Raw genomic sequence first — 18,750 nt, forward strand, 5'->3', positions numbered from 1 at the left:
GATGCTGACGCTGACCTTTGATTTTGCCCGACTCGCTGACCGCCAGGCGTTTTATCAGGCGCTGGTGCAGCAAAGCGGCTGTCCGCCGCATTTCGGCTATAACCTTGATGCCCTGTGGGACTGGCTGACTGGCGGCATGGCCCTGCCAGCCACGCTGCATTTGCAGCATGCCGGTCAGGCGGAGGAGAGTGCGGAATTTGCGCCGGTGCTGGCACTGCTGGCGGAAGCGGCGCAGCAAACCGCCGGTGAGCTGCGCCTGGTGTATAGCTGATCAGGCATGCAGCGGCAGCAGCAGCACCGCCAGCATCTGCCTGGCCTGCGCCGGTAAATCGCCGCCGCCGGTGTAGCCGTTGTTCTCCACAATGACCGTATTCAGGCCGACCAGCCAGTCATAAATGTAATAGGCGGTGTGGTTGGCCGGGGCGGCTGACAGACGCGTCAGGCGCTGACCCGGTGAGAAGGTGACGCTGGGAGCCGGCGGGCGGGCAAAAATCGTCTGCCCGCGGTTAACGCGGCTCTCCGGCCGTTCGCTCTCCGGCCGTTGCAAAAAGCCCAGCCAGGCCACGAAATCCCCCAGCACCGTCATCGCGCGCGAGACCTGACGATCGGTACGCGCCTCGTGTGCGCTGGCCTGCGCCTCCGGCTCATTCAGCGCCTGCTGCAGTTTGCTGAGAATATTGAGACGGAAACTGGCGGTGATCAGCTCCTCAACCAGCAGTTCCAGCGTGGCTTTATCGACGTTCAGCAGCGCCAGCAGGCTGCGGCTTTCCGGCAGCTGGCGCAAATGCTCCAGCCACAGCGCCAGCACCTGTTGCGGAAACTGCTGATCGCGCTGCCCGGCGGCACGCGGCTCGGCGGTTGCCACCGGTTCATCTTTAAACAGGTCGAACTCAAAGCCAATGCCAAAATAGCTCTGCCCGGCAATGTCGGTTTTACTGCTGTGCACCGGCGCAACGTGAGACGCGCTCTGGCTCAGCCATAGCTGCCGCACCGCTTCACGTGAAGGCTGTAAACGCTCCAGGAGCTCTCCGTGCAGGCCGGTACGATGCTGCAGGCACTTCAGCAGCGTGTCTGAAATCGCCTGTTTGCGCACGGCCTGCTCTGGCGTCGCGCTGGATTCCGTCCACGGCTGCAGCCGTTCCACCAGTTTCTGCTGCAGCTGCGTCAGCTGCTGCGCCAGGCGGTCGCGCCGCGCTTCCGGCTGCATCTCATCCTGCAGCCAGCTGCCCATGCGATCGACGCCCGCGCGATCCAGCGCCAGCATCGATCCCCAGCTCTGACCCGGCTGCCCAATCTGCCGCTGCACCGCTTCATCCACATTCATCTGCTGCTGCTGATAGCGCGCATCGTGCGGGGTAATGGCCCAGATCAGGCGCGGTTTACTGACCTGCTGATGCAGCTGCCACTCGCGCAGCGCGCTGGCCGCGCGGTCCGCATCCTGACGCTGACTGGCCGCGGTGCAGATCAGCATTAAATCAATGCCCTGACGCGCGGCGTAAAGGCCGGGCAGCAGGGCGCGTTTCTGGTCCAGCAGCGTGGCGCGCAGCGCATCACGCTGGCGCAGCCGCATCAGCTCTTCCTGCTGATGGCGATCGGCCGGGGTGCCCGGTGCCGGCAGCTCCAGCATATCGGCGTCATCGTACAGCGCCTGGCGCGGCGTGGAGCAGAGCGGCAGCGTGATCTCCAGCGTTAGCAGCGCCAGCAGGCCCAGCGGCACCTGCTGCGGTTTAGCAACGCGATTGCCCACCACCGGACAGACTTCAATCATCTCATCGTCCTCAGCCTCGCTGCCGATCAGTTTTTCCGCCGGCAGCGCCGCATCATCGCTCAGCAGGCTGAGCGGTGCCAGCACGCGCGGTGCCTGACGCAACTGATGACGCAGATGAAGCAGGTGGCGCAGACACTCGCTCAGCGCAGGCTGACCGGGCCACAGCAGCGCAAACAGCTGCACGCGGTCATCCGTGTTGAGCCACGGGGCCAGTTCGGTTGCCTGTAGCCAGAAGTGCCGATCCAGCGCCTCCGCATGGCAGTGCTGACGGCGACTCCACGCCCACAGCGTAATCAGCGCATCGCTATCAAGGCCAGGCTGAAGCTCGCTCTGTCGATGGCGCTGCAGACGCTGCAGCCCGGCGTCAACGGCTGCGCTGTCCGGCTGCGCGTCGCGACTGGCACTGGCCAGTATCAGGCGGATCAGCTCGGCATCGCTCAGCAGCGTCATCTCCAGCGGCCAGGCCCCGGACGGCGCTTCACGCTGATGGGTAAAGCGGGTGGCAATGGCAAAATCTGCATTGCCCGGATTGATGTTCTGGAAATAGTTAAGGGTGCGATCGCCGAGGCGGGCGATCAGCTGTCCCTGCGCATCGCCGACCATCTCACTCAGCAGCCAGGCTTTACCGGCCTGTGACTGGCCAAACAGCGCCAGCGTGACCGGACGTGCCAGCTGGCGCGCCAGTGCGTGGCTCTCTACCCGCGCCCGGCGCAGCTGCAGGCGCAGCGTATCGGCTTCCAGCGTCAGACGCGGTGAGTGCGCCTGATGGGTCTCCACCCAGTTCAGTGCGCCGTCAAGGGTTTCCTGCAACAGACTCAGCCGTTTGGCAGGCGTGACAGGCGTGGCTTTTTTCGCAGTTCTCATCGTTTACAGACGCTCCCGCTGTCGATCCAATATTGCGCATTTGCGTTGCCAGTGGCGGACAGCGTGTTCAGTTTCAGGCTCAGGTGTTCCAGTGGCACGCGCGTGCCGTCATCCAGACGTGCATCGCTCAGCACCATGCGTTCCGGGCCGGCATTATCCGGGCCAGGTTGCACGGCCAGCTTGATGCGCAGCACGCTCTCGCCGGCCACTTTCCGCGCCAGCTGCGGATCGACAATGCTCAGGCTGTAGAGTGGCGAAGCCGGCCAGCGGTCATTTTCCAGCTGACGGAACCCGAGGCAGACGTTACCGCGGATGCGGAAGCTGCTTTTCCGGTCCAGCGCAAAGCTTTCGCTGTCGAGATCGATCTCGCTGTAGCACAGGTTGTCATCACTTAGCGTAGCATTTTCGTCCAGCACGCCCAGGTAGCGAATGGTGGAATAGGGCTCAAAATCCCCGGCGCGGAACCAGAAACTGCTGAGACGCAGATCCAGCGCCAGCAGGCACAGCATCGCGCCCACTGCCGCGGTGGATTTCGGGTTATCAATGCGGCCCTGTTTGTTAAACGGATACCAGTCGCTGGTGTGATAGCCTTCCAGCGATAAAATACGGCTGCCCGGCAGCGGCTGCAGGTGGCGCACCAGCGCCTGAATGCCCGGGAAGCGGGACGGCCGGCCGGTCAGCAGCAGCACGTCACACTGATACAGCGACACCACTTCGCACATCGCGCGCAGCGCCGGGATAATCGCCATGCGGTGCTGCAGGAACTCGCCGTGCAGCTGCGCCATGCTCACAACCAGCGGCACCTCCAGCAGATCAAAACGGCTGTCGCCTCCCAGCGTGCGCTGGATTTCACCGTTAACAAACGCCAGCACGCTGCTGGCCGGTTTTTGCGGCACCAGTTCGCCAAACAGCGCGTTGATTTCGCTGTGGCTGTCGAGCGGGTCCCAGTTTTCGTAGCGCTCCAGTACCGCCTGCGCCAGTGGAATAAACAGCTGCAGCGTGACCTGCTGGCGCAGCGTCGCCTGACCGTCCATGCGACTGTCGTGACCAAACAGTTTGTTCATCAGCGGCTCGGCCAGCGTCAGGCCCGCTTTCTGCAGGCTCTGCTGCAGCGCCGGCAGGATCCACAGCTGAATCACATCCAGCAGAATGTCGTCACCGGCCACCTTAAAGCCTTCGCGGAACAGCAGGCGCGGGGTGATTTTTACGTTGTTGCCCTGACCATCATCCAGACGATACTGCGTGATGGCGAGGTCGGTGGTGCCGCCGCCGATATCAATCGAGGCGATGCGCAGGCTTTTGCCCGGCTGCTCATCGGCTTCACGCGGGCGATCCGGCCGAACCATGCTGGTGAAAAAGTCCTCCGCGCGGCCGGCAAAATTCACCTGGGTTTCGTTGAACAGCCACACCATCTGGCCGCAGGTCGCTTCATCCCACTCCATCTGCACATCCGGCACCGGGCGCAGGCTGCGTGCCTGGCTGGCGGGGCTGAAATCCTCTTCTGCCGGATGCCAGCCTTCGGTTTTCCATACCAGTGCAATCGCTTCCTGCATGCGGCGACGGAAAATTTCGCGCTCGGGTTTTGGCATCGCCGAGGGCAGCGTCAGAATCACGTGACGCAGCTGACGCGGTGCCTGGCTCTGCGGCATGCGCTGGCGCTGCGCCACGCTGTTCATCTGCATCATCGCCTGCGCCAGCAGTTCGCACAGCATAAAGGTCATCAGCGAGCTGCGGCTGTAGCTGGCGGTAAACACCGGCAGACGATCATCTTCGGCCAGCGCGTGCAGCGGCTGGCCCTCATCGTTCAGTAATAAAGTAAAGGGCAGCGCAGTGGCCTGCGGTTCATCGCTGCTGCCGCTGGCGTTGAAGCGCCAGCCGGGCTGATAGCGTGCTTCATCCCACAGATAGCGGCGCGGGCTGGAGAGGCCGGTGCTGCCTTCGGTGCCGGCACGCAGCAGCGCCAGGCGGCTGGCTTCACGGCCGACGCGCGTCAGTGACGGCCACATAAAGGCATTTTCCCGCCCGCTTTCCAGCGAGAAGCTGGCTTTACCAAACCGGGTTTCGGCAAACTCCAGCCGGCTGTCAAACAGTTCGTTGTAGACCTGATGCGGCTGCGACAGATCGCGCAGCTGCAGTTCATAGGTCTGGCGCAGACCGTTGCTCTCTTCGGCATGGTCTTCGACCAGAATGCCGCAGGTGTGGGAGTTGCCCACGTCCAGAATGATATCGACATTGACCGCCGGGGTTTGCAGCGAGCTGGCCTGAATATAAATTTCCGCCAGATCGAGCTGTTCGCCCAGCAGCTCCAGCACGTTCAGATAGTGTGCCTGATATTCAAATTCACGCAGCGCCTGGTTCAGCTCCTGCTCGCGGCGCGACTGCAGCGCGTGCACCTGCTGCGTAAAAGTTTCGCGCAGCCAGCCATCCACCCAGGTGAGATCGAGAAACTCACCCAGTTCATAGTTATGCCAGGCAAGGGCAAAGCTGACGCCGTTTTGCGCATCGGCTTTGCTCAGCCCCAGCTGTTCACCGCCATCCTGCTCCGCCACGATGCGGGTATCAAACGCCAGCGTGATGCGGTGCGTATTGCCAGCGGCATCCGGCTGGCTGAGCGGCGCCAGATGCAGGCGCGCCCAGTTGTCCGGCCCGCCGATAAAGCGGCGGCCGCTGGTGCAGCGCAGTACCGGCAGCGGCAGCCACTGATTAGCCAGCAGCAGCAGCGAATCCGCCAGCGCGATATCCGATTCCGGGCGTACCACTTCCGCCGCGCCGCCATCCTGCGGATAAAGCAGGAATTTGCCGCTGTTGCCATCCACGTTAAGGCGCAGCAGCGGACCATTTGCCGTCTGCCGCACAAACTGGCGGCGCGCCTGCAGTGCCGGCAGACGCAGTCCGAAATCCAGAAATTGCACACCGCTATCTTCGATCAGCGTGATTTTTTGTTTGTCATCAATCAGGGGAGCTAACATGGTTACTTACTCTCACGCTTAATCGTCAACGGGAATGCCTGGTCCGCGCCATACTGCGCGGTGCAGCTGGCGATACCATCACCGGCTTTGCACACCAGCTCTGGCATGCGGTAGCGCGATTTATCGCTGCAGCTGGCGGTGTAGCGGCTGCGTACCACCATGGTGCCTGCGCTGGTCATGGCGGCGGTCACATCGGCTTTGCAGCGGATGTTGTCGCCCTGAACAATCAGCGCCGTGCCTTTGCCGTTGCGAATCTGATAGCGCAGGCTGGGCGGCTTGCCGGTCGGCAGGTTGGTCTGACGCAGGGTGACGCGCCAGTTGCCATTGATAAATTTCACTGAGCCCAGGCGCGCATCGTCGGCGGTCATCACCAGGTCGTCAGCTTTGGCGGGTTCGGTATGTTCCGCCACGATTTCAGCCGGCGCAGGGGCAGGTGCCGCAGGCGTTTCTGCCGCCGGTGCTGCCACGACGCTGGCCTGGCGCTGCGGCAGCGTGGTCGCAAGCGCGGCCGCTTTCACCAGTGCCGCCGGCGGTGCGCCAGCGGCGGCCGGGGCAACCTGTGCAGTGTCGGCGGGCGGATTGTTCTGCGGTGCGGGGCTGTGCAGCCAGAAGGCGACACCGGCGGCGGCTGCCGCCGCGACCGGCAGCAGCAGCGCCAGCGGACGCAGGCGCGCACGCGGCGCCACAGCAGGCGGCGGCACGGGCTCCGCCGGCGGGAGCACAGGCTCCGGCTCTGGCAGCGGCTCTGGTTCGGGGGTGACCTCGGTCACCAGCGGTGCGTCGCTGACGGCGGCGATCGGCGGAGCGGCAGGGGCCGGCGGCTCGGCCACCAGCGGCGGCAGCGCCTCATCCAGCGTGTCGCGCAGGCAGGCCAGCGCATCTTCGCGCGTGCGCGCCTGCGGATCGACAAAGCCCCAGAAGGTGATCACTGGCTGGCCATCCACCAGATAGACATACTGCTGATCGGGGAACTGCAGCGTTTTGCTCAGCAGTGCGCCAAACAGGCGCATCGCGGGATTTTCCGCGTCGCGCGCGCGCAGGCTCAGCGCCTGCAGATCCTGCTGGTTCAGGGTAAGCAGTTCCAGCGCCAGACGGCGTTCGCGATCGCTGGCGGCCAGCCAGGATTTTACCTTGCCGTTGAACGGGGCATACCAGTCAAGGCGGTCGCCTTTGTCGTTGGCCTGAGGAATGGCGAGGCAGTTCGCCAGCGTGGTTTGGCGGCGCAGACGCAACGTCTCGCGGATTTGCAGGGCAGAAGCCCAGACTGGCTGACCGTTCTCACCCAGTGCCAGAAGCGTATCCAGATTGCCGCTGCGCAGAAAAGTTTTTGCCACTCGTTGGCCCTTATCGATGGTTGTCTGAGGCAGAACATCGTGTGTGTTGGCGATGAAAGTGATCTTAAGCCAAATACAGCATAATCAAACGGCGGAAAAGAGGGGGAAAACAGGGCGTTATTCTGTCAGCGTCGGCGCAGGTGCTGGTTTTTTAATCAGCGCGGCGCGGGCTCAGCAGCAGATGCACCAGCAGTCCCCCCGCCAGCCCCCAGAAGGCGGCACCAACGCCGAACAGTGAAACGCCGCTGGCTGTTACAAGAAAGGCCACGATGGCGCTGTCACGCTGCGCCGGCTCGGCCAGCGCGCGCTGCAGGCTGCCGGCCAGCGTCACCAGCAGCGCGAGGCCCGCCAGCGTGGCAATCAGCACCGGCGGCAGGGCGCTGAGCAGCACGGCAACCAGCGCGCCGGTCAGGCCGGTGAGCAGATAGAACAGCCCGGCGATGGCTGAGGCCATCCAGCGGCGGCGCGGATCGGCATCCACTTCATCGCCCATACAGATAGCGGCGGTAATAGCCGCAATACACACGGAAAAACCGCCAAACGGCGACAGAACCAGCGCGATAAAGCCGGTCCAGCCGGTGAGGGCGGAGACCGGCGGCTGATAGCCGTGGGCCTGCAGCGTGGCGATACCGGGGGCATTCTGCGAGGCCATCGTGACCAGAAAATAGGGCAACACCACGCCAGGCAGCGCCGTCAGGCTGAAGTGCGGCATAATGAACTGCGGCACGCTAAAGGTCAGCGCGCCGGACGGAAAGTGGATGGCGTGCTGTCCCAGCGCGACCAGCACGCCGGCCAGCAGCGCCATAAGAATGGCATAGCGCGGCAGCCAGCGGCGGCCCGCCAGCCAGACCAGACACATGCTGCCGCACAGCGCGGCGTTGTCCTGTAATCCGCTGAAGGTGGCGGTGCCGAAGCGCAGCAGGATGCCGGCCAGCATGGCGGCCGCCAGCGATTGCGGAATGTGGTGCATCAGACGGGCGAACAGGCCGGTGATGCCGCTCAGGACAATCAGCAGGTTGGTGGCGACAAACACGCCGACCACCTCATTCAGGCTGAGCCCCTGTACGCTGGTGGCCAGCAGGGCAGCACCTGGCGTGGACCAGGCCGCAAGGATGGGCATTCTTGTCCAGAGGGAGAGCGCTAACGACGCCAGCCCCATGCCGATGCCCAGCATAGAGAACCAGCCGCCAATCTGCGCCGGCGTGGCGCCTGCCGCCTGCGCCGCCTGAAAAATCAGGGCCGCGCTGCTGCTGTAGCCAATCAGCACGGCAATAAATCCTGAAACCAGCATCGGGAACGAGAAGGCGTGGCGCGCCGCGGCAGTTGTCATCAGTCACATCCTGTTGTGCGTTATAACGCACAATATGGCATGACCGGGCGCTGCGGACAAGTGCTACACTGCGCGCGGGCTTTTGGGAGAGAACATGGAAAATCTGCATCAACATCTGAGCCAGGCGCTGAAGCAGTTGCGTCAGGCCAACGGCTGGAGCCTGACGCTGGCGGCAGAGCGCACCCAGGTCAGCAAAGCCATGCTGGGACAAATCGAACGGGGTGAATCGAGCCCGACGGTCGCCACGCTGTGGAAGATCGCCACCGGTTTCAATGTGCCGTTCTCCTTTTTTGTGCAGGGTCAGACGCAACCGGCCGGCAGCGGTGCCACCTTCTGTCAGCCAAACGCGCAGATGCAGGTGAAACCCCTGCTGCCGTATGACGATCGGCTGCGATTTGATTTGCTGGAAGTGACGCTGGCGGCGGGGGCGCAGAGCGACTCCTCGGCGCACGAAGCGGGGGTGATCGAGCAGGTGGTGGTGCTGGAGGGCGAGCTGCTGCTGGGTCTTGACGGCACCTGGCGCCGCCTGCCCGCCGGCGAGGCCTGGCAGTTCGCTGCCGATAAAGCGCACAGTTACCGCAATCCGCTCAGCACGCCGCTGCGTTTTCACAGCCTGATCCACTATCTGCAGCGCCCCTGAGCGACGTGCGGGCCGCTGCTGCGGGCCAGCGCGGCTTACAAATTGATACGGCGGCAAGCTACCCAGCCTGGCGTCAGGTTTATATACTCGCCCTTCATCAGACCTGCGGCGGGTCCGGCTGTACGCACGTTCCCGCCCCTTTATCCTGAGAGGTTCCTTCATGGCTTTAACGACGCTTGACTCCCGTACCGCGCTGATTGTGGTTGATCTGCAACACGGTATTGTGCGCCTGCCGGTGACGCCACTCGCTGCCGAAGCGGTGATTGCGCAAGCTGCGCGGCTGGTCGCGGCCTTTCGCGCCCGCCATCTGCCGGTGGTGCTGGTAAACGTGGCGGGTGGGGCACCAGGCCGCACACAGCAGCCGCGCCACGGCGGCGAACTGCCGGCGGACTGGGCCGATCTGGTACCGGAGATGACACCACAGCCGGACGATATCTGTGTCACCAAGCAAACCTGGGGCGGGTTCCACCACACCGGCCTGCATGAGCAGCTGCAGCAGCGCGGCGTCACGCAGGTGGTGGTGTGCGGTATCGCCACCAGTATCGGCGTGGAATCCACCGCGCGTCAGGCGTATGCGCTGGGCTACAACGTGACGCTGGCAACCGATGCCATGACCTGCCTGGATGCCGACACTCACCACAACAGCATTGCGCGCATTTTCCCGCGCCTTGGGGAAACCGGCAGCACGGACGACGTGCTGGCGCTGCTGGGGTAACGGCGCGTGCGGGTATGCTGCATAAAACGGGCCTGCGGGCCCGTTTTATGCTATTTCCGGCGCGCGACCGCGCGGATTTTCACTCCGCGAGTGAAAGTGCTGTTGCGATGTCCCCGTTTTTCTGCGCCAGCCGCTTGCGTACTCTCTGCGTGACCCACCCGCCATGCTGCTGCCTGCACCTGATGCGCCCGCGCTGCCTTATCCGCCGCACCGGAGAGAGGGCAGGCACTGCCGGTGGCGGATTGCCCGGCTGGCGGCTTTGCCGGCCGCGACTCATGCACGTTTAATCAGGAAGAGACGCAGATGAATACACCGATGACGAAAACCGCGCTTGCACTGACGGCTGCGCTGCTGCTTACCAGCGGCGCCACGCTATCGCTGGCCCGCGCGGCCAGCCCCTTGCCCGCGCTCAGCCAGCTGGCGCAGGATCGTCCGATTGGCCAGCCCGAGGTGGTGGCAACCTTCAGCGGCGCGATGCCCACTGGCGTCACCGTCAGTGAAACCGGCCGCATCTTTGTTAACTTTCCGCGCTGGGGCGATGATGTGCCCTTTACCGTCGCGGAAGTCAAAGGCAACCGGCTGGTGCCTTACCCGGATGCGGCGATGAACCGGGCCGATAACGCCCAGCCGCGCACGCATCTGCTGAGCGTGCAAAGTGTGGTGGCCGATGGCCAGGGGCGCGTCTGGCTGCTGGATACCGCCGCGCCGGGCTTCGCCACGCCGGTGGCTGGTGGCGCGAAACTGGTGGCGGTGAATCTGCGGACGAATCAGGTGGAGAAAACCGTGGTCTTCCCGCCAGCGGTGATCAAACCCGCCACCTATGTTAACGATGTGCGCTTTGATTTCCGCATCGGCAAAGCCGGGGTTGCGTATGTGACGGACTCGTCGCTCTCCGGCACCGGCGCGATTATCGTGCTGGATCTGGCCAGCGGAAAAGCGCTGCGCCGCCTGGAAGGCGACCGGTCAACCTCGCCGGAACCCGGCTTTTCGCCGGTGGTGGAAGGGGAAACCCTGCTGCAGCGCCATGCTGATGGCACGACGGCGCCCTTCGCGGTGGCTTCTGACGGCATAGCCCTTTCGCCGGACGGCAAAACGCTCTATTACAGCCCGCTGTCAGGACGTCATCTGTATGCTGTGGCAACCGCACTGCTGCGCGATCCGGCCGTTACCGACGCGCAGCTCGCTGCCGCCGTGCAGGATCTGGGCGAAAAAGGGGCGTCAGATGGTCTGGAGAGTGATGCCAGCGGCACCGTTTACGCCGGGGATTATGAGCGCAATGCCATCCGTAAACTGCCACCCGGCGGTAAGTGGACGACGATTGCGCACGGCCCGGCTATTCTGTGGCCGGATACGCTGTCGGTCGGCCCGGATGGCTATCTTTATTTCACTGTCAATCAGCTCAACCGCCAGCCAGGCTTCCACGGCGGCCGGGATTTACGCCAGAAGCCGTATGCGCTGCTGCGTATACGCATCCATGCCGCACCGGCGCCAACGCGCTGAGCCATCCCCGCACAGGGGGCATCGCCCCCTGTGTTCTGCTGCCGCGCTCACTCTGTCGGACGATTGCGCTGCATAAAGGTGCTGGCGTCGCCGGCTCCGGCATCCACGAAAACCACATCATCCTCGGCACGCCGGGGCGTATCAATGGTCAGGAAAATCACCGGCTCCTCCAGCAGCACCGGCAGGGCATGCACCACGTTACGGGCAAAGAACAGCATGTCGCCGGGTGCAAATACTGCTTCGCGCGCCGGATCTTCCATCCAGAAGGTGCCGCGACCGGATAATACATACAGATATTCATCGCATCCGCGGTGAAAATGCGGTGGTACACCGCGATAAGCGCGGAACACGCGGCTGCTGGCCGCTGGCCGATCGGTTAAATAGATATCCGCCAGCAGGGTGTCGGCCGTAGCCGGTAACTGGCTGGCGATCTCCGCCGGGTTAAAACGCGCGGAGGGGCCGCTAAAGGTCGCTGTCATGTGCTGGTTCTCCTGTCAGTCAATATCGCGGCAGCGCGGCAGAAGAGCGGCTGCGCTGCGGTCAGAGGCACAGTACTGCGCGGGGGCTGCGGGAAAAAGTCATTACCGAAGACAGGAGTTTATCGCGCGGAGAGAAAGCGGGCGCAGGCAGGGACGCCGAGGCGGGCGGCCCGCTGCGTCCCGCAAGGGTCAGGAGGCCGCCGCCGGGTGTTTATGCACCTCTTCACGCACATGTTCATCCGGCGTCTCGGCGGTATCAGCTATCCCGCTGTGCCGGTGGAAGCCACCGGCGGAATCGGCTGCGGGCTTCAGAGGCATAGACGCTTTCGCTGCGGCACCCAAAGTGATGAAAATAAACAGCACGGCAAAGCTTACCCGTTGTGTCATGTTGCAATCCTCTCTGCTGATGTCTCTGCCTGCATACTACGGGCGCAGCGGTAAAGCAGTGTCAGCAGGGTTTGAGGATTGTTTGCCGTTTGCAACGCTTTTGCAGCGCCGCACGCGGCTGCGCCTGCCGGCAGACGCCCCGGCGCGGCGATCAGCGGCAGGTTTCGTGCAGCTTCCACAGCAGCCAGGCATCCAGCGCGTTATCGTCCATCGGGCGGGCATAAAAATAGCCCTGCGCCTGATCGCTGCCATATTCCGACAGAATTCGCCCGGTTTCCGCATCTTCCACCCCCTCCGCCAGCACGACGTAATCGAGATCTTTCAGCATGCGGATAATGCTGCGCGCGATCACGCGTGAGGCGCGTTCGGTGGCGAGATTGCTGACCAGCGAGCGGTCAAGCTTGACCACATCCAGCGGCATACGCCCCAGATAGCTGATGTTGCTGTAGCCGGTGCCGAAATCATCCAGTGAAATCCCAAAGCCGCGCTGGCGAAGGCGCGCCAGCCCGCTCATGGCCTGCGGGTTCTCCACAATCCGTTCGGTTTCCAGGCACTCAATGCCCAGCAGCGACGGCGGGAGGCCATGCTGCTGCATTTTTTCATCCAGCACGTCGGCAAAGTCGTCCCGGGCAAAATCATTCAGGCTGACATTGACCGTAATCGGCAGCTGGATAGGGTGATTACGCAGCCGCACCAGACGCATAATGGCGCGTTCGATCACCCAGGTGGTCATTTTATGCAGCAGCTCGGTTTTTTCCGCCAGCGGCACAAAGGTGACCGGTGAAAGCTCGCCATACTGCGGATGCCGCCAGCGAATCAGCGCCTCCAGCCCGACCGGTGCGCCGCTGCGCAGACATATCTTCGGCTGATAGACCAGATAGAGCCCGCCCTCGCTGCACAGTGCGGCGGCGAAATCATGCATCAGGGTAAAATCGCGCGTATGCTGCACATCTGCCGATTCGCTGTAGGTCATGGCAGGCACGCCGCGGCTGAGCGCTTCATACAGCGCACTGGCAGCGCGCCGCAAGCGTTCCTCCGGGCTGATACCGCCGGTGATAAAATCGACCTGACCGCCGTGCGGCGTCAGCGAAATCGACAACCCTTCGCTCAGCCCGGCGCTGATGCCGGCCATCCGTCCGACGGCCCGGTCGGCAGTCAGCGCACTCTCCGGATAGGTCAGCAGGGCGAAGCGCCCGTTGGCTACGCTATACAGGCGCTCATCCGGCGCGGGTCGCAGCCGCTGCTGCAGCAGCGTGGCCACATCCTTAAACAGCGCCTCGACCGGGCCCATGCCCATGGATCGCGCCAGTTCGCTGGCGCGCGGCAGCTCAATGCACTCCAGTAAAATCAGGCGGTGCGGGCTGTCAGTTAACTGATGCAGATCGCGGATTAGCCGCTGCCGGTTGGGCAGGCCGGTTACCGCATCGATAAAGCCGGCGGCGTGCCATGCGTCAAGAAACGACATCGCCAGGTTGCCCAGCATCTTCAGCGTCGCCAGCTGTTCAGCGCTAAACGGGTGGGGCTCACTGTCGGTGACGCACAGCGTGCCGGTGATGACGCCTTCGCGGTTTCTCAGCGGCACGCCCGCATAAAAGCGAATAAAGGGTGCGCCGGTGACAAAGTGATGCGCGGCAAAGCGTCCATCAAGCCAGGTATCCGGGATCACCATTTCCGCTGCGCCGTCTACCACGTGGCGGCACAGCGACTCCTCACGCGTGGTCTGCTTCAGCCCGAAGTTATGCGCAGCGCGGATATACTGGTCGCTGTCATCCAGCACCGAAATAAAGCTGCCCGGAATGCCCAGCACCCGCGAGGCCAGCCGGACAAATTTCACCAGTACGTCATCGCGGCACGCATCCGGCTCACGCAGCGCCTGCAGCGCGCAGTAGCGATGAATGTTGTCATCGGGTTCAATCAGCACAGGACCTCCGTATCTGACAAAGTCGTGGCAGTAATAAAAGCGTGTGCATTATCAGCTTCATAGCGGGTGCATCCGCGTTTCGGCCAGCAGCGTGCCGAACACGTCGGCGCTGACCGGCTCACCCAGGGCGTGGCCCTGTACCACATCACACTGCGCCTGGGTGACAAAGGCACGCTGCTGGCCGTTTTCTACCCCTTCCGCTTTTACCGTCAGGCTCAGGCTTTTGCCCAGCGCCGCCAGGGCGCGGAACATCATGCGCACGCGCCCGCTGTCGCTGAGCTGCGCCGTCAGGGATTTATCGATTTTCAGACCGGCCACAAAATCATGCTGCAGCAAATTAATGGCGCCGAGCGTGCGGCCATAATGATCAATCACAAAACGGGCACCGGTCTGGCGGATAGCGTTGAAGCGCGCGGGCACCTCCTGCACCAGGCTGGTCAGCACCGACTCATCGACTTCCAGATCGACAAAACTGGCGTCGTTGGCGGTAAGTTCGCACAGCAGCTTATCCAGCCGGACATCATCCAGCTGACGCGGAAACAGGTTAATGCTGACGCGCAGCGCCGGCTGCTGCCGCCGCCATTCGCTGACCTGCTGCAGCGCACTGCGCAGGATCCACTCGCCCAGCGTGATCGAGAGGGAGCTTTTCATCAGCATGTTGAGGAACGCGCCAGGCAGCAGCAATCCGCGTACCGGATGGTGCCAGCGCAGCAGCGCCTCGCAGCCGATCAGCTGGTCGCTGACGGCGTCGAACTGCGGCTGATAGAACAGCACAAACTGCTGCTGACGCACCGCCACCTCCAGTTCGTGCTCGAAGCGACGCCGCTGCTGGTCCACCTCCAGAAACAGCGGCTGAAACTGCACGCTGCAGCCTTTGCCGGCAGCTTTGGCCCGGTAGAGGGCAAGGTCCGCCGCCGACATCACGGCCGAGGCATCTTTACCGTGCTGCGGAAAAGCGGCGATGCCGAGGCTGGCCCCCACGGTGACCGGCGCACCCTGATAATCAAACGGCGTCTGTATCGCCAGGATCAGCTGTTCGGCGATCGGCTGCGCCGCTGCGCTCTCGCCGGGCAGCAGAATGACAAACTCATCGCCACCCGGCCGCGCGGCCATAATGGCGTGCACGCAGACATGCCGGATCTGCTCGGCCACATGACACAGCAGCGCATCGCCTGCGGCATGGCCCAGTGAATCGTTTACCTCTTTAAATCCGTCCAGGTCGGCCATCAGGATGGTAAAGGGCACGCCAGCCATGGTCAGTTGCTGAAGCTGATCCATAAAGGCGCTGCGGCTGGCCAGCCGCGTCAGCATATCCAGCGACGCCAGTTCACACAGCCGCGCTTCACTTTCGTGACGTTCGGTGACGTCACGAATAATCATGCCCACCAGCCGCTCCTGATCCTCCTGCCAGCCGGAAAATGAGACCTCTGCCGGGAACTCCTGGCCGGTGCGTCTGCGGCCCCAGATCTGGATGCGGCGCGGCCGGGAAACCGCGTCGTTCTCGGCCATCATGCGTGCCAGTTCCTGACGGTAATCCGTTTGCGAACGTTCAGAAACCAGACCGGCAACATATTCGCCCATCATCTCCTGAGCGCTGTAGCCGAACAGGGCAGTGGCCGCCGGGTTCCAGAAGATCACGCCCTGTTTGATATCGGTACAGATAATGGCATCCGACGAGGTGGAGGAGATCGCCTCCAGCCGCTGCTGACTGCTGTGGCGCAGCAGCTCCAGCCGGTGCACCTCCATCCGATCCATCACCAGCGAGGCGATGACGGCCAGGTGGCGGCGATCGGCGGGCGTGAGCGCCGGGCGCGGCTGCGTATCCACCAGACAGACGGTGCCGATGCGGTAGCCTTCCGGCGTGGTCAGCGGAATCCCGGCGTAAAAACGGATATGCGGATAACCCAGCACCAGCGGGTTGTGGCGAAAGCGCGCATCCAGGTGCGTATCCGGAATGCACAGAATATCGTCCTGCTCCAGCGTATGCTGGCAGAAGGCGACTTCGCGTGACGTCTCACAAATGTTCAGCCCGTGACGCGCCTTAAAAAACTGTTTTTTACTGTCGATCAGTGAAATAAACGCCACCGGCACGCGGAACAGCCGCGCCGCCAGCAGCGTCAGCCGGTCCAGTGCGTCCGAAGAGGGCGTGTTCATCAGCTGATACTGATCGAGGGCGTTCAGACGCGCCGCTTCATTATGAATAGTGGATTTCAACGCTATCCCTCCCTAAGAGATGCTGTAGCCGGCCTGAAACAGCAGCCTGGGGACACGTTCAGTCAGACAGGTCACCCTGTCACCGCAAAAAAGGCCTGCACCAGATGCTCAGAGATGCGGCTCCTGCGAACAGGCGAAAGGCCGCGCTCTGCATGTTCAGACACCCCCTAAACGGGACGGCGGGAACATGATTCTGCTTCTGTCTTATCGGCATAGCAGGGTATAACTTCAGCGGGTTTTGCTAACCACGGTGCGTAATTACCGGAGGGATAACGCATTATACCGGAGCGGGTGTGGCACCGACGCGCCACAGGCGAAAACGGGTGCCAGCTGGCACCCGTTGTGTTTACCGGAAGGCGTAGCTGAGGGTGAGCCCGACGCTGTAATTGCGGCCGGGAGCCGGTTCGTAATAGCGGCCGTTGCTTTCATTAACGATAACGGAGCCGATATAGTTGCGATCAAACAGGTTGTCGACCCGGCCAAACAGATCCAGCGACCAGTCCCGCACCAGCCACTTGTAGCCGCTGTTCACGCCGACCACGGTATAGGCTGGCGCCCGGACCGTATTCTGATCGTTCGCGGCGATGTCGCTCAGATAGCGCACATCGGTACCGGCATACCAGCCCTGTTCCGGCGCCCAGCTGAGGCCGGCGTAGGCCATGTTACGCGCAATACCGGGAATGCGCTTGCCGTCGCAGCTGTCGCTGCCGCAGGCGTTTGAGCGGTAGCGCGCGTCCAGCAGCGTCCAGGCCGCTTTCAGGTGCCAGTCATAGCCAAACTGCTGATCCAGGCCCAGTTCCAGTCCGCGGCGTCGCGTCTCGCCGGCATTTTTGTAAGTTGAACGCCCGTTCACGGTGCCATCGGTGACGATCTCATTTTGGGTATCCGTCTGGAACACGGCGGCGCTGAGCAGGCCGTTGCCGATGCGCTTTTTACTGCCCAGTTCGACGGTGTCGCTGGTGGCCGGCTGCAGGCCGAGGTTGAGGCCATTCTGGTTGTCGGAACGATAAGAAAGCTCATTCAGCGTTGGCGTTTCAAAACCGCGCCCGGCCGAGACATACGCATTCCAGCCGTCATCAATCGCATATTTCAGCGAGGCCGCCGGTAACCAGCGGTGATAGCGTCGGCTGCCGCTGTCGTCGGGATCGCGCGCGGTGATGTAGTCATCCCGCGAGGTGAAACTCACCGTGCTGAAACGCACGCCCGCATCCAGTGACCAGCGATCGCCAAACTGCCACGCCGTTTGCAGGTAGGGATCGAGGTTCCACATCCGGTTACGTTCGTTCCGGCGCAGATCGCCCTGTACGCCGAAATCGTTGCCGATAAAGTTCTGATAGCCTTTGCGCTTCTCGGTCATGGTTTCGTAGTCAAGGCCGCCGGTCAGCGTCACCGGCACGCTGAACAGCGTATCGCGGTGGGTCCAGCGCGTATCAATACCCTGATAATGCCGCGCCAGATCAATCACGCCGCCAGGCTGTCCGGGCCGCTGCTGCGCAACGACGGGAATCGACTGATACTGGGTGGTCTGACGCTCGCCGGCGTACATCATGACGCTGAGATCGTCATCTTCACCCATCTGGCGCTGATAGCGCAGGCCACCCTGCGTCTGGTCCACCGTTTTGCGCGCGTTGTACTGGGTGACGTTGCTGACCACCTGACGCGGATTGTCGCGCCATTGTGCCGCGGTCAGTCCGCCGGGGTCCTGCGCCTCTGCGTGTACGCTGTTAAACAACAGCGTCAGGGTGCTGGCTTCATCAATGCGCACGCCGAGCCGGGCATTGCCGAGGTTTTTCTGCGCGGCGCTGTGGTCACGATAGCCGTGTGTGGTGAAGCGCGAGGCGGAAACGGTGTAGCTGACATCCCCGGCGTGGCTGCCATCGCCGGTCGCGCCGCTGGCTTTGACGCTGTTGCGCCAGCTGCCGTAGCTGCCGTACCAGCTGCTGGCTTCCAGCATGGCGGGTTGCTGCCCGGTTTCGGTTTCGACATTGATGACGCCACCCGAAGCGTTACCGTAGAGCGCCGAGAACGGGCCGCGCAGCACATCAATATGATCGATGGAGCCGATATCAATGTTAGATGTCTGGCCCTGACCGTCCGGCATGGTGGCGGGAATGCCGTCCACATAAAGCCGGATGCCGCGCACGCCGAAGGTGGAGCGGGAACCAAAGCCGCGCATCGAAAGCTGCAGATCCTGGGCGTAATTTTGCCTGTTCTGGATTTGCAGCCCCGGCACGCTGATCAGGCTTTCCGAAAGGTTAACGCGCGGTGCTGCGTGGCGCATTTCGTCGCCGCTGACTACGCTTACCGCCGCAGGCGTGTCCAGCTCCGATAAGCCGGAAGCGGCTGGCGCCGCACTGACCACCATGGTCTGGCTGGCGTTGTCGGCTGCCAGCAGCGGCAGGGGGAACAGGGCAGGCAGCAACAGTAGCGGTGCCTGACGCAAGAACGTAATTTTCATTGTTTAAAGACCGTGAAAGACGCGTAATGAACCAGATGGGACATTTGTGCGCGTATGTTACTTGTTTTGTCAAAAGATTGAAAAGCGTAAAGAGTATGACGGAACCGGGGCCGCCTGGCGAAAAAAGGGTACCGGCGCACCGCCGGCCTGGCCGGGGCGGAAAAATTCTGT

13 protein-coding genes are annotated in these 18,750 nt (G+C 62.9%); 4 read left to right on the forward strand and 9 right to left on the reverse strand.

The features are described 5' to 3' along the window. Window position 1 precedes the first annotated feature (1 nt). Entirely contained in the window at window positions 2-271 is a 270-nt protein-coding gene (locus D8B20_RS08070; RefSeq protein WP_145890478.1) for a barstar family protein, read from the forward strand. Here D8B20_RS08070 and D8B20_RS08075 read toward each other — a convergent pair whose 3' ends face one another. From D8B20_RS08075 to D8B20_RS08090, 4 genes are all read right to left on the reverse strand, one after another. Further along, window positions 272-2,632 (reverse strand): virulence factor SrfC family protein, encoded by a 2,361-nt coding sequence (locus tag D8B20_RS08075; RefSeq protein WP_145888385.1) that lies wholly within the window; start codon window positions 2,630-2,632, stop codon window positions 272-274. After that, a complete protein-coding gene (locus tag D8B20_RS08080; protein ID WP_145888386.1) occupies window positions 2,629-5,601 on the reverse strand; it encodes a virulence factor SrfB in 2,973 nt (990 codons plus the stop codon). Before D8B20_RS08080 ends, D8B20_RS08075 begins: the two co-directional genes overlap by 4 nt. Window positions 5,602-5,603: 2 nt before the next feature. Beyond that, the gene (locus D8B20_RS08085) at window positions 5,604-6,935 is read right to left on the reverse strand and encodes an SrfA family protein (protein ID WP_145888387.1); all 1,332 of its coding nucleotides are present in this window, start codon (window positions 6,933-6,935) and stop codon (window positions 5,604-5,606) included. A 151-nt stretch (window positions 6,936-7,086) separates the two neighbouring features. Next, window positions 7,087-8,265, reverse strand: coding sequence for a benzoate/H(+) symporter BenE family transporter (locus D8B20_RS08090; RefSeq protein ID WP_145888388.1), 1,179 nt, complete (start codon window positions 8,263-8,265; stop codon window positions 7,087-7,089). A 94-nt stretch (window positions 8,266-8,359) separates the two neighbouring features. Here D8B20_RS08090 and D8B20_RS08095 point away from each other — a divergent pair, with 94 nt between their 5' ends. From D8B20_RS08095 to D8B20_RS08105, 3 genes are all read left to right on the forward strand, one after another. Next, window positions 8,360-8,905, forward strand: a complete 546-nt coding sequence (locus D8B20_RS08095) for a helix-turn-helix domain-containing protein (protein ID WP_145888389.1) — start codon at window positions 8,360-8,362, stop codon at window positions 8,903-8,905. A gap of 160 nt (window positions 8,906-9,065) precedes the next feature. Further along, window positions 9,066-9,620, forward strand: coding sequence for an isochorismatase family protein (locus tag D8B20_RS08100; RefSeq protein WP_145888390.1), 555 nt, complete (start codon window positions 9,066-9,068; stop codon window positions 9,618-9,620). Between the two features lie 303 nt (window positions 9,621-9,923). Continuing rightward, the gene (locus D8B20_RS08105) at window positions 9,924-11,120 is read left to right on the forward strand and encodes an SMP-30/gluconolactonase/LRE family protein (RefSeq protein ID WP_145888391.1); all 1,197 of its coding nucleotides are present in this window, start codon (window positions 9,924-9,926) and stop codon (window positions 11,118-11,120) included. 47 nt (window positions 11,121-11,167) lie between these two features. Here the strand turns inward: D8B20_RS08105 and D8B20_RS08110 are convergent, their stop codons facing one another. The 5 genes from D8B20_RS08110 to pqqU all read right to left on the reverse strand — a co-directional run bounded on the left by D8B20_RS08110 (window position 11,168) and on the right by pqqU (window position 18,579). Continuing rightward, complete coding sequence (locus tag D8B20_RS08110; RefSeq protein WP_145888392.1) at window positions 11,168-11,599, reverse strand: cupin domain-containing protein; 432 nt, start codon at window positions 11,597-11,599, stop codon at window positions 11,168-11,170. A 189-nt stretch (window positions 11,600-11,788) separates the two neighbouring features. Beyond that, entirely contained in the window at window positions 11,789-11,986 is a 198-nt protein-coding gene (locus tag D8B20_RS08115; RefSeq protein WP_145888393.1) for a hypothetical protein, read from the reverse strand. Window positions 11,987-12,137: 151 nt separating this feature from the next. Then, window positions 12,138-13,907 carry an EAL domain-containing protein gene (locus tag D8B20_RS08120; protein ID WP_261388074.1) on the reverse strand — a complete coding sequence of 590 codons (1,770 nt, stop codon included), beginning with the start codon at window positions 13,905-13,907 and terminating at the stop codon, window positions 12,138-12,140. Window positions 13,908-13,964: 57 nt separating this feature from the next. Next, window positions 13,965-16,061, reverse strand: coding sequence for a putative bifunctional diguanylate cyclase/phosphodiesterase (locus D8B20_RS08125; protein WP_145890482.1), 2,097 nt, complete (start codon window positions 16,059-16,061; stop codon window positions 13,965-13,967). A 406-nt stretch (window positions 16,062-16,467) separates the two neighbouring features. After that, window positions 16,468-18,579, reverse strand: a complete 2,112-nt coding sequence (pqqU, locus tag D8B20_RS08130) for a TonB-dependent receptor PqqU (RefSeq protein WP_186454413.1) — start codon at window positions 18,577-18,579, stop codon at window positions 16,468-16,470. Window positions 18,580-18,750: the final 171 nt, after the last annotated feature.

Origin of the sequence: Candidatus Pantoea soli (genome assembly GCF_007833795.1) — a bacterium.
Taxonomy (GTDB): Bacteria; Pseudomonadota; Gammaproteobacteria; order Enterobacterales; family Enterobacteriaceae; genus Pantoea; species Pantoea soli.

Coding starts and splice junctions, on each gene's coding strand:
- D8B20_RS08080 (WP_145888386.1), bottom strand. CDS start 5,601: ATGTTAGCTCCCCTGATTGATGACAAACAAAAAATCACGCTGATCGAA.
- D8B20_RS08070 (WP_145890478.1), top strand. CDS start 2: ATGCTGACGCTGACCTTTGATTTTGCCCGACTCGCTGACCGCCAGGCG.
- D8B20_RS08090 (WP_145888388.1), bottom strand. CDS start 8,265: ATGACAACTGCCGCGGCGCGCCACGCCTTCTCGTTCCCGATGCTGGTT.
- D8B20_RS08095 (WP_145888389.1), top strand. CDS start 8,360: ATGGAAAATCTGCATCAACATCTGAGCCAGGCGCTGAAGCAGTTGCGT.
- pqqU (WP_186454413.1), bottom strand. CDS start 18,579: ATGAAAATTACGTTCTTGCGTCAGGCACCGCTACTGTTGCTGCCTGCC.
- D8B20_RS08100 (WP_145888390.1), top strand. CDS start 9,066: ATGGCTTTAACGACGCTTGACTCCCGTACCGCGCTGATTGTGGTTGAT.
- D8B20_RS08075 (WP_145888385.1), bottom strand. CDS start 2,632: ATGAGAACTGCGAAAAAAGCCACGCCTGTCACGCCTGCCAAACGGCTG.
- D8B20_RS08125 (WP_145890482.1), bottom strand. CDS start 16,061: ATGAACACGCCCTCTTCGGACGCACTGGACCGGCTGACGCTGCTGGCG.
- D8B20_RS08105 (WP_145888391.1), top strand. CDS start 9,924: ATGAATACACCGATGACGAAAACCGCGCTTGCACTGACGGCTGCGCTG.
- D8B20_RS08115 (WP_145888393.1), bottom strand. CDS start 11,986: ATGACACAACGGGTAAGCTTTGCCGTGCTGTTTATTTTCATCACTTTG.
- D8B20_RS08110 (WP_145888392.1), bottom strand. CDS start 11,599: ATGACAGCGACCTTTAGCGGCCCCTCCGCGCGTTTTAACCCGGCGGAG.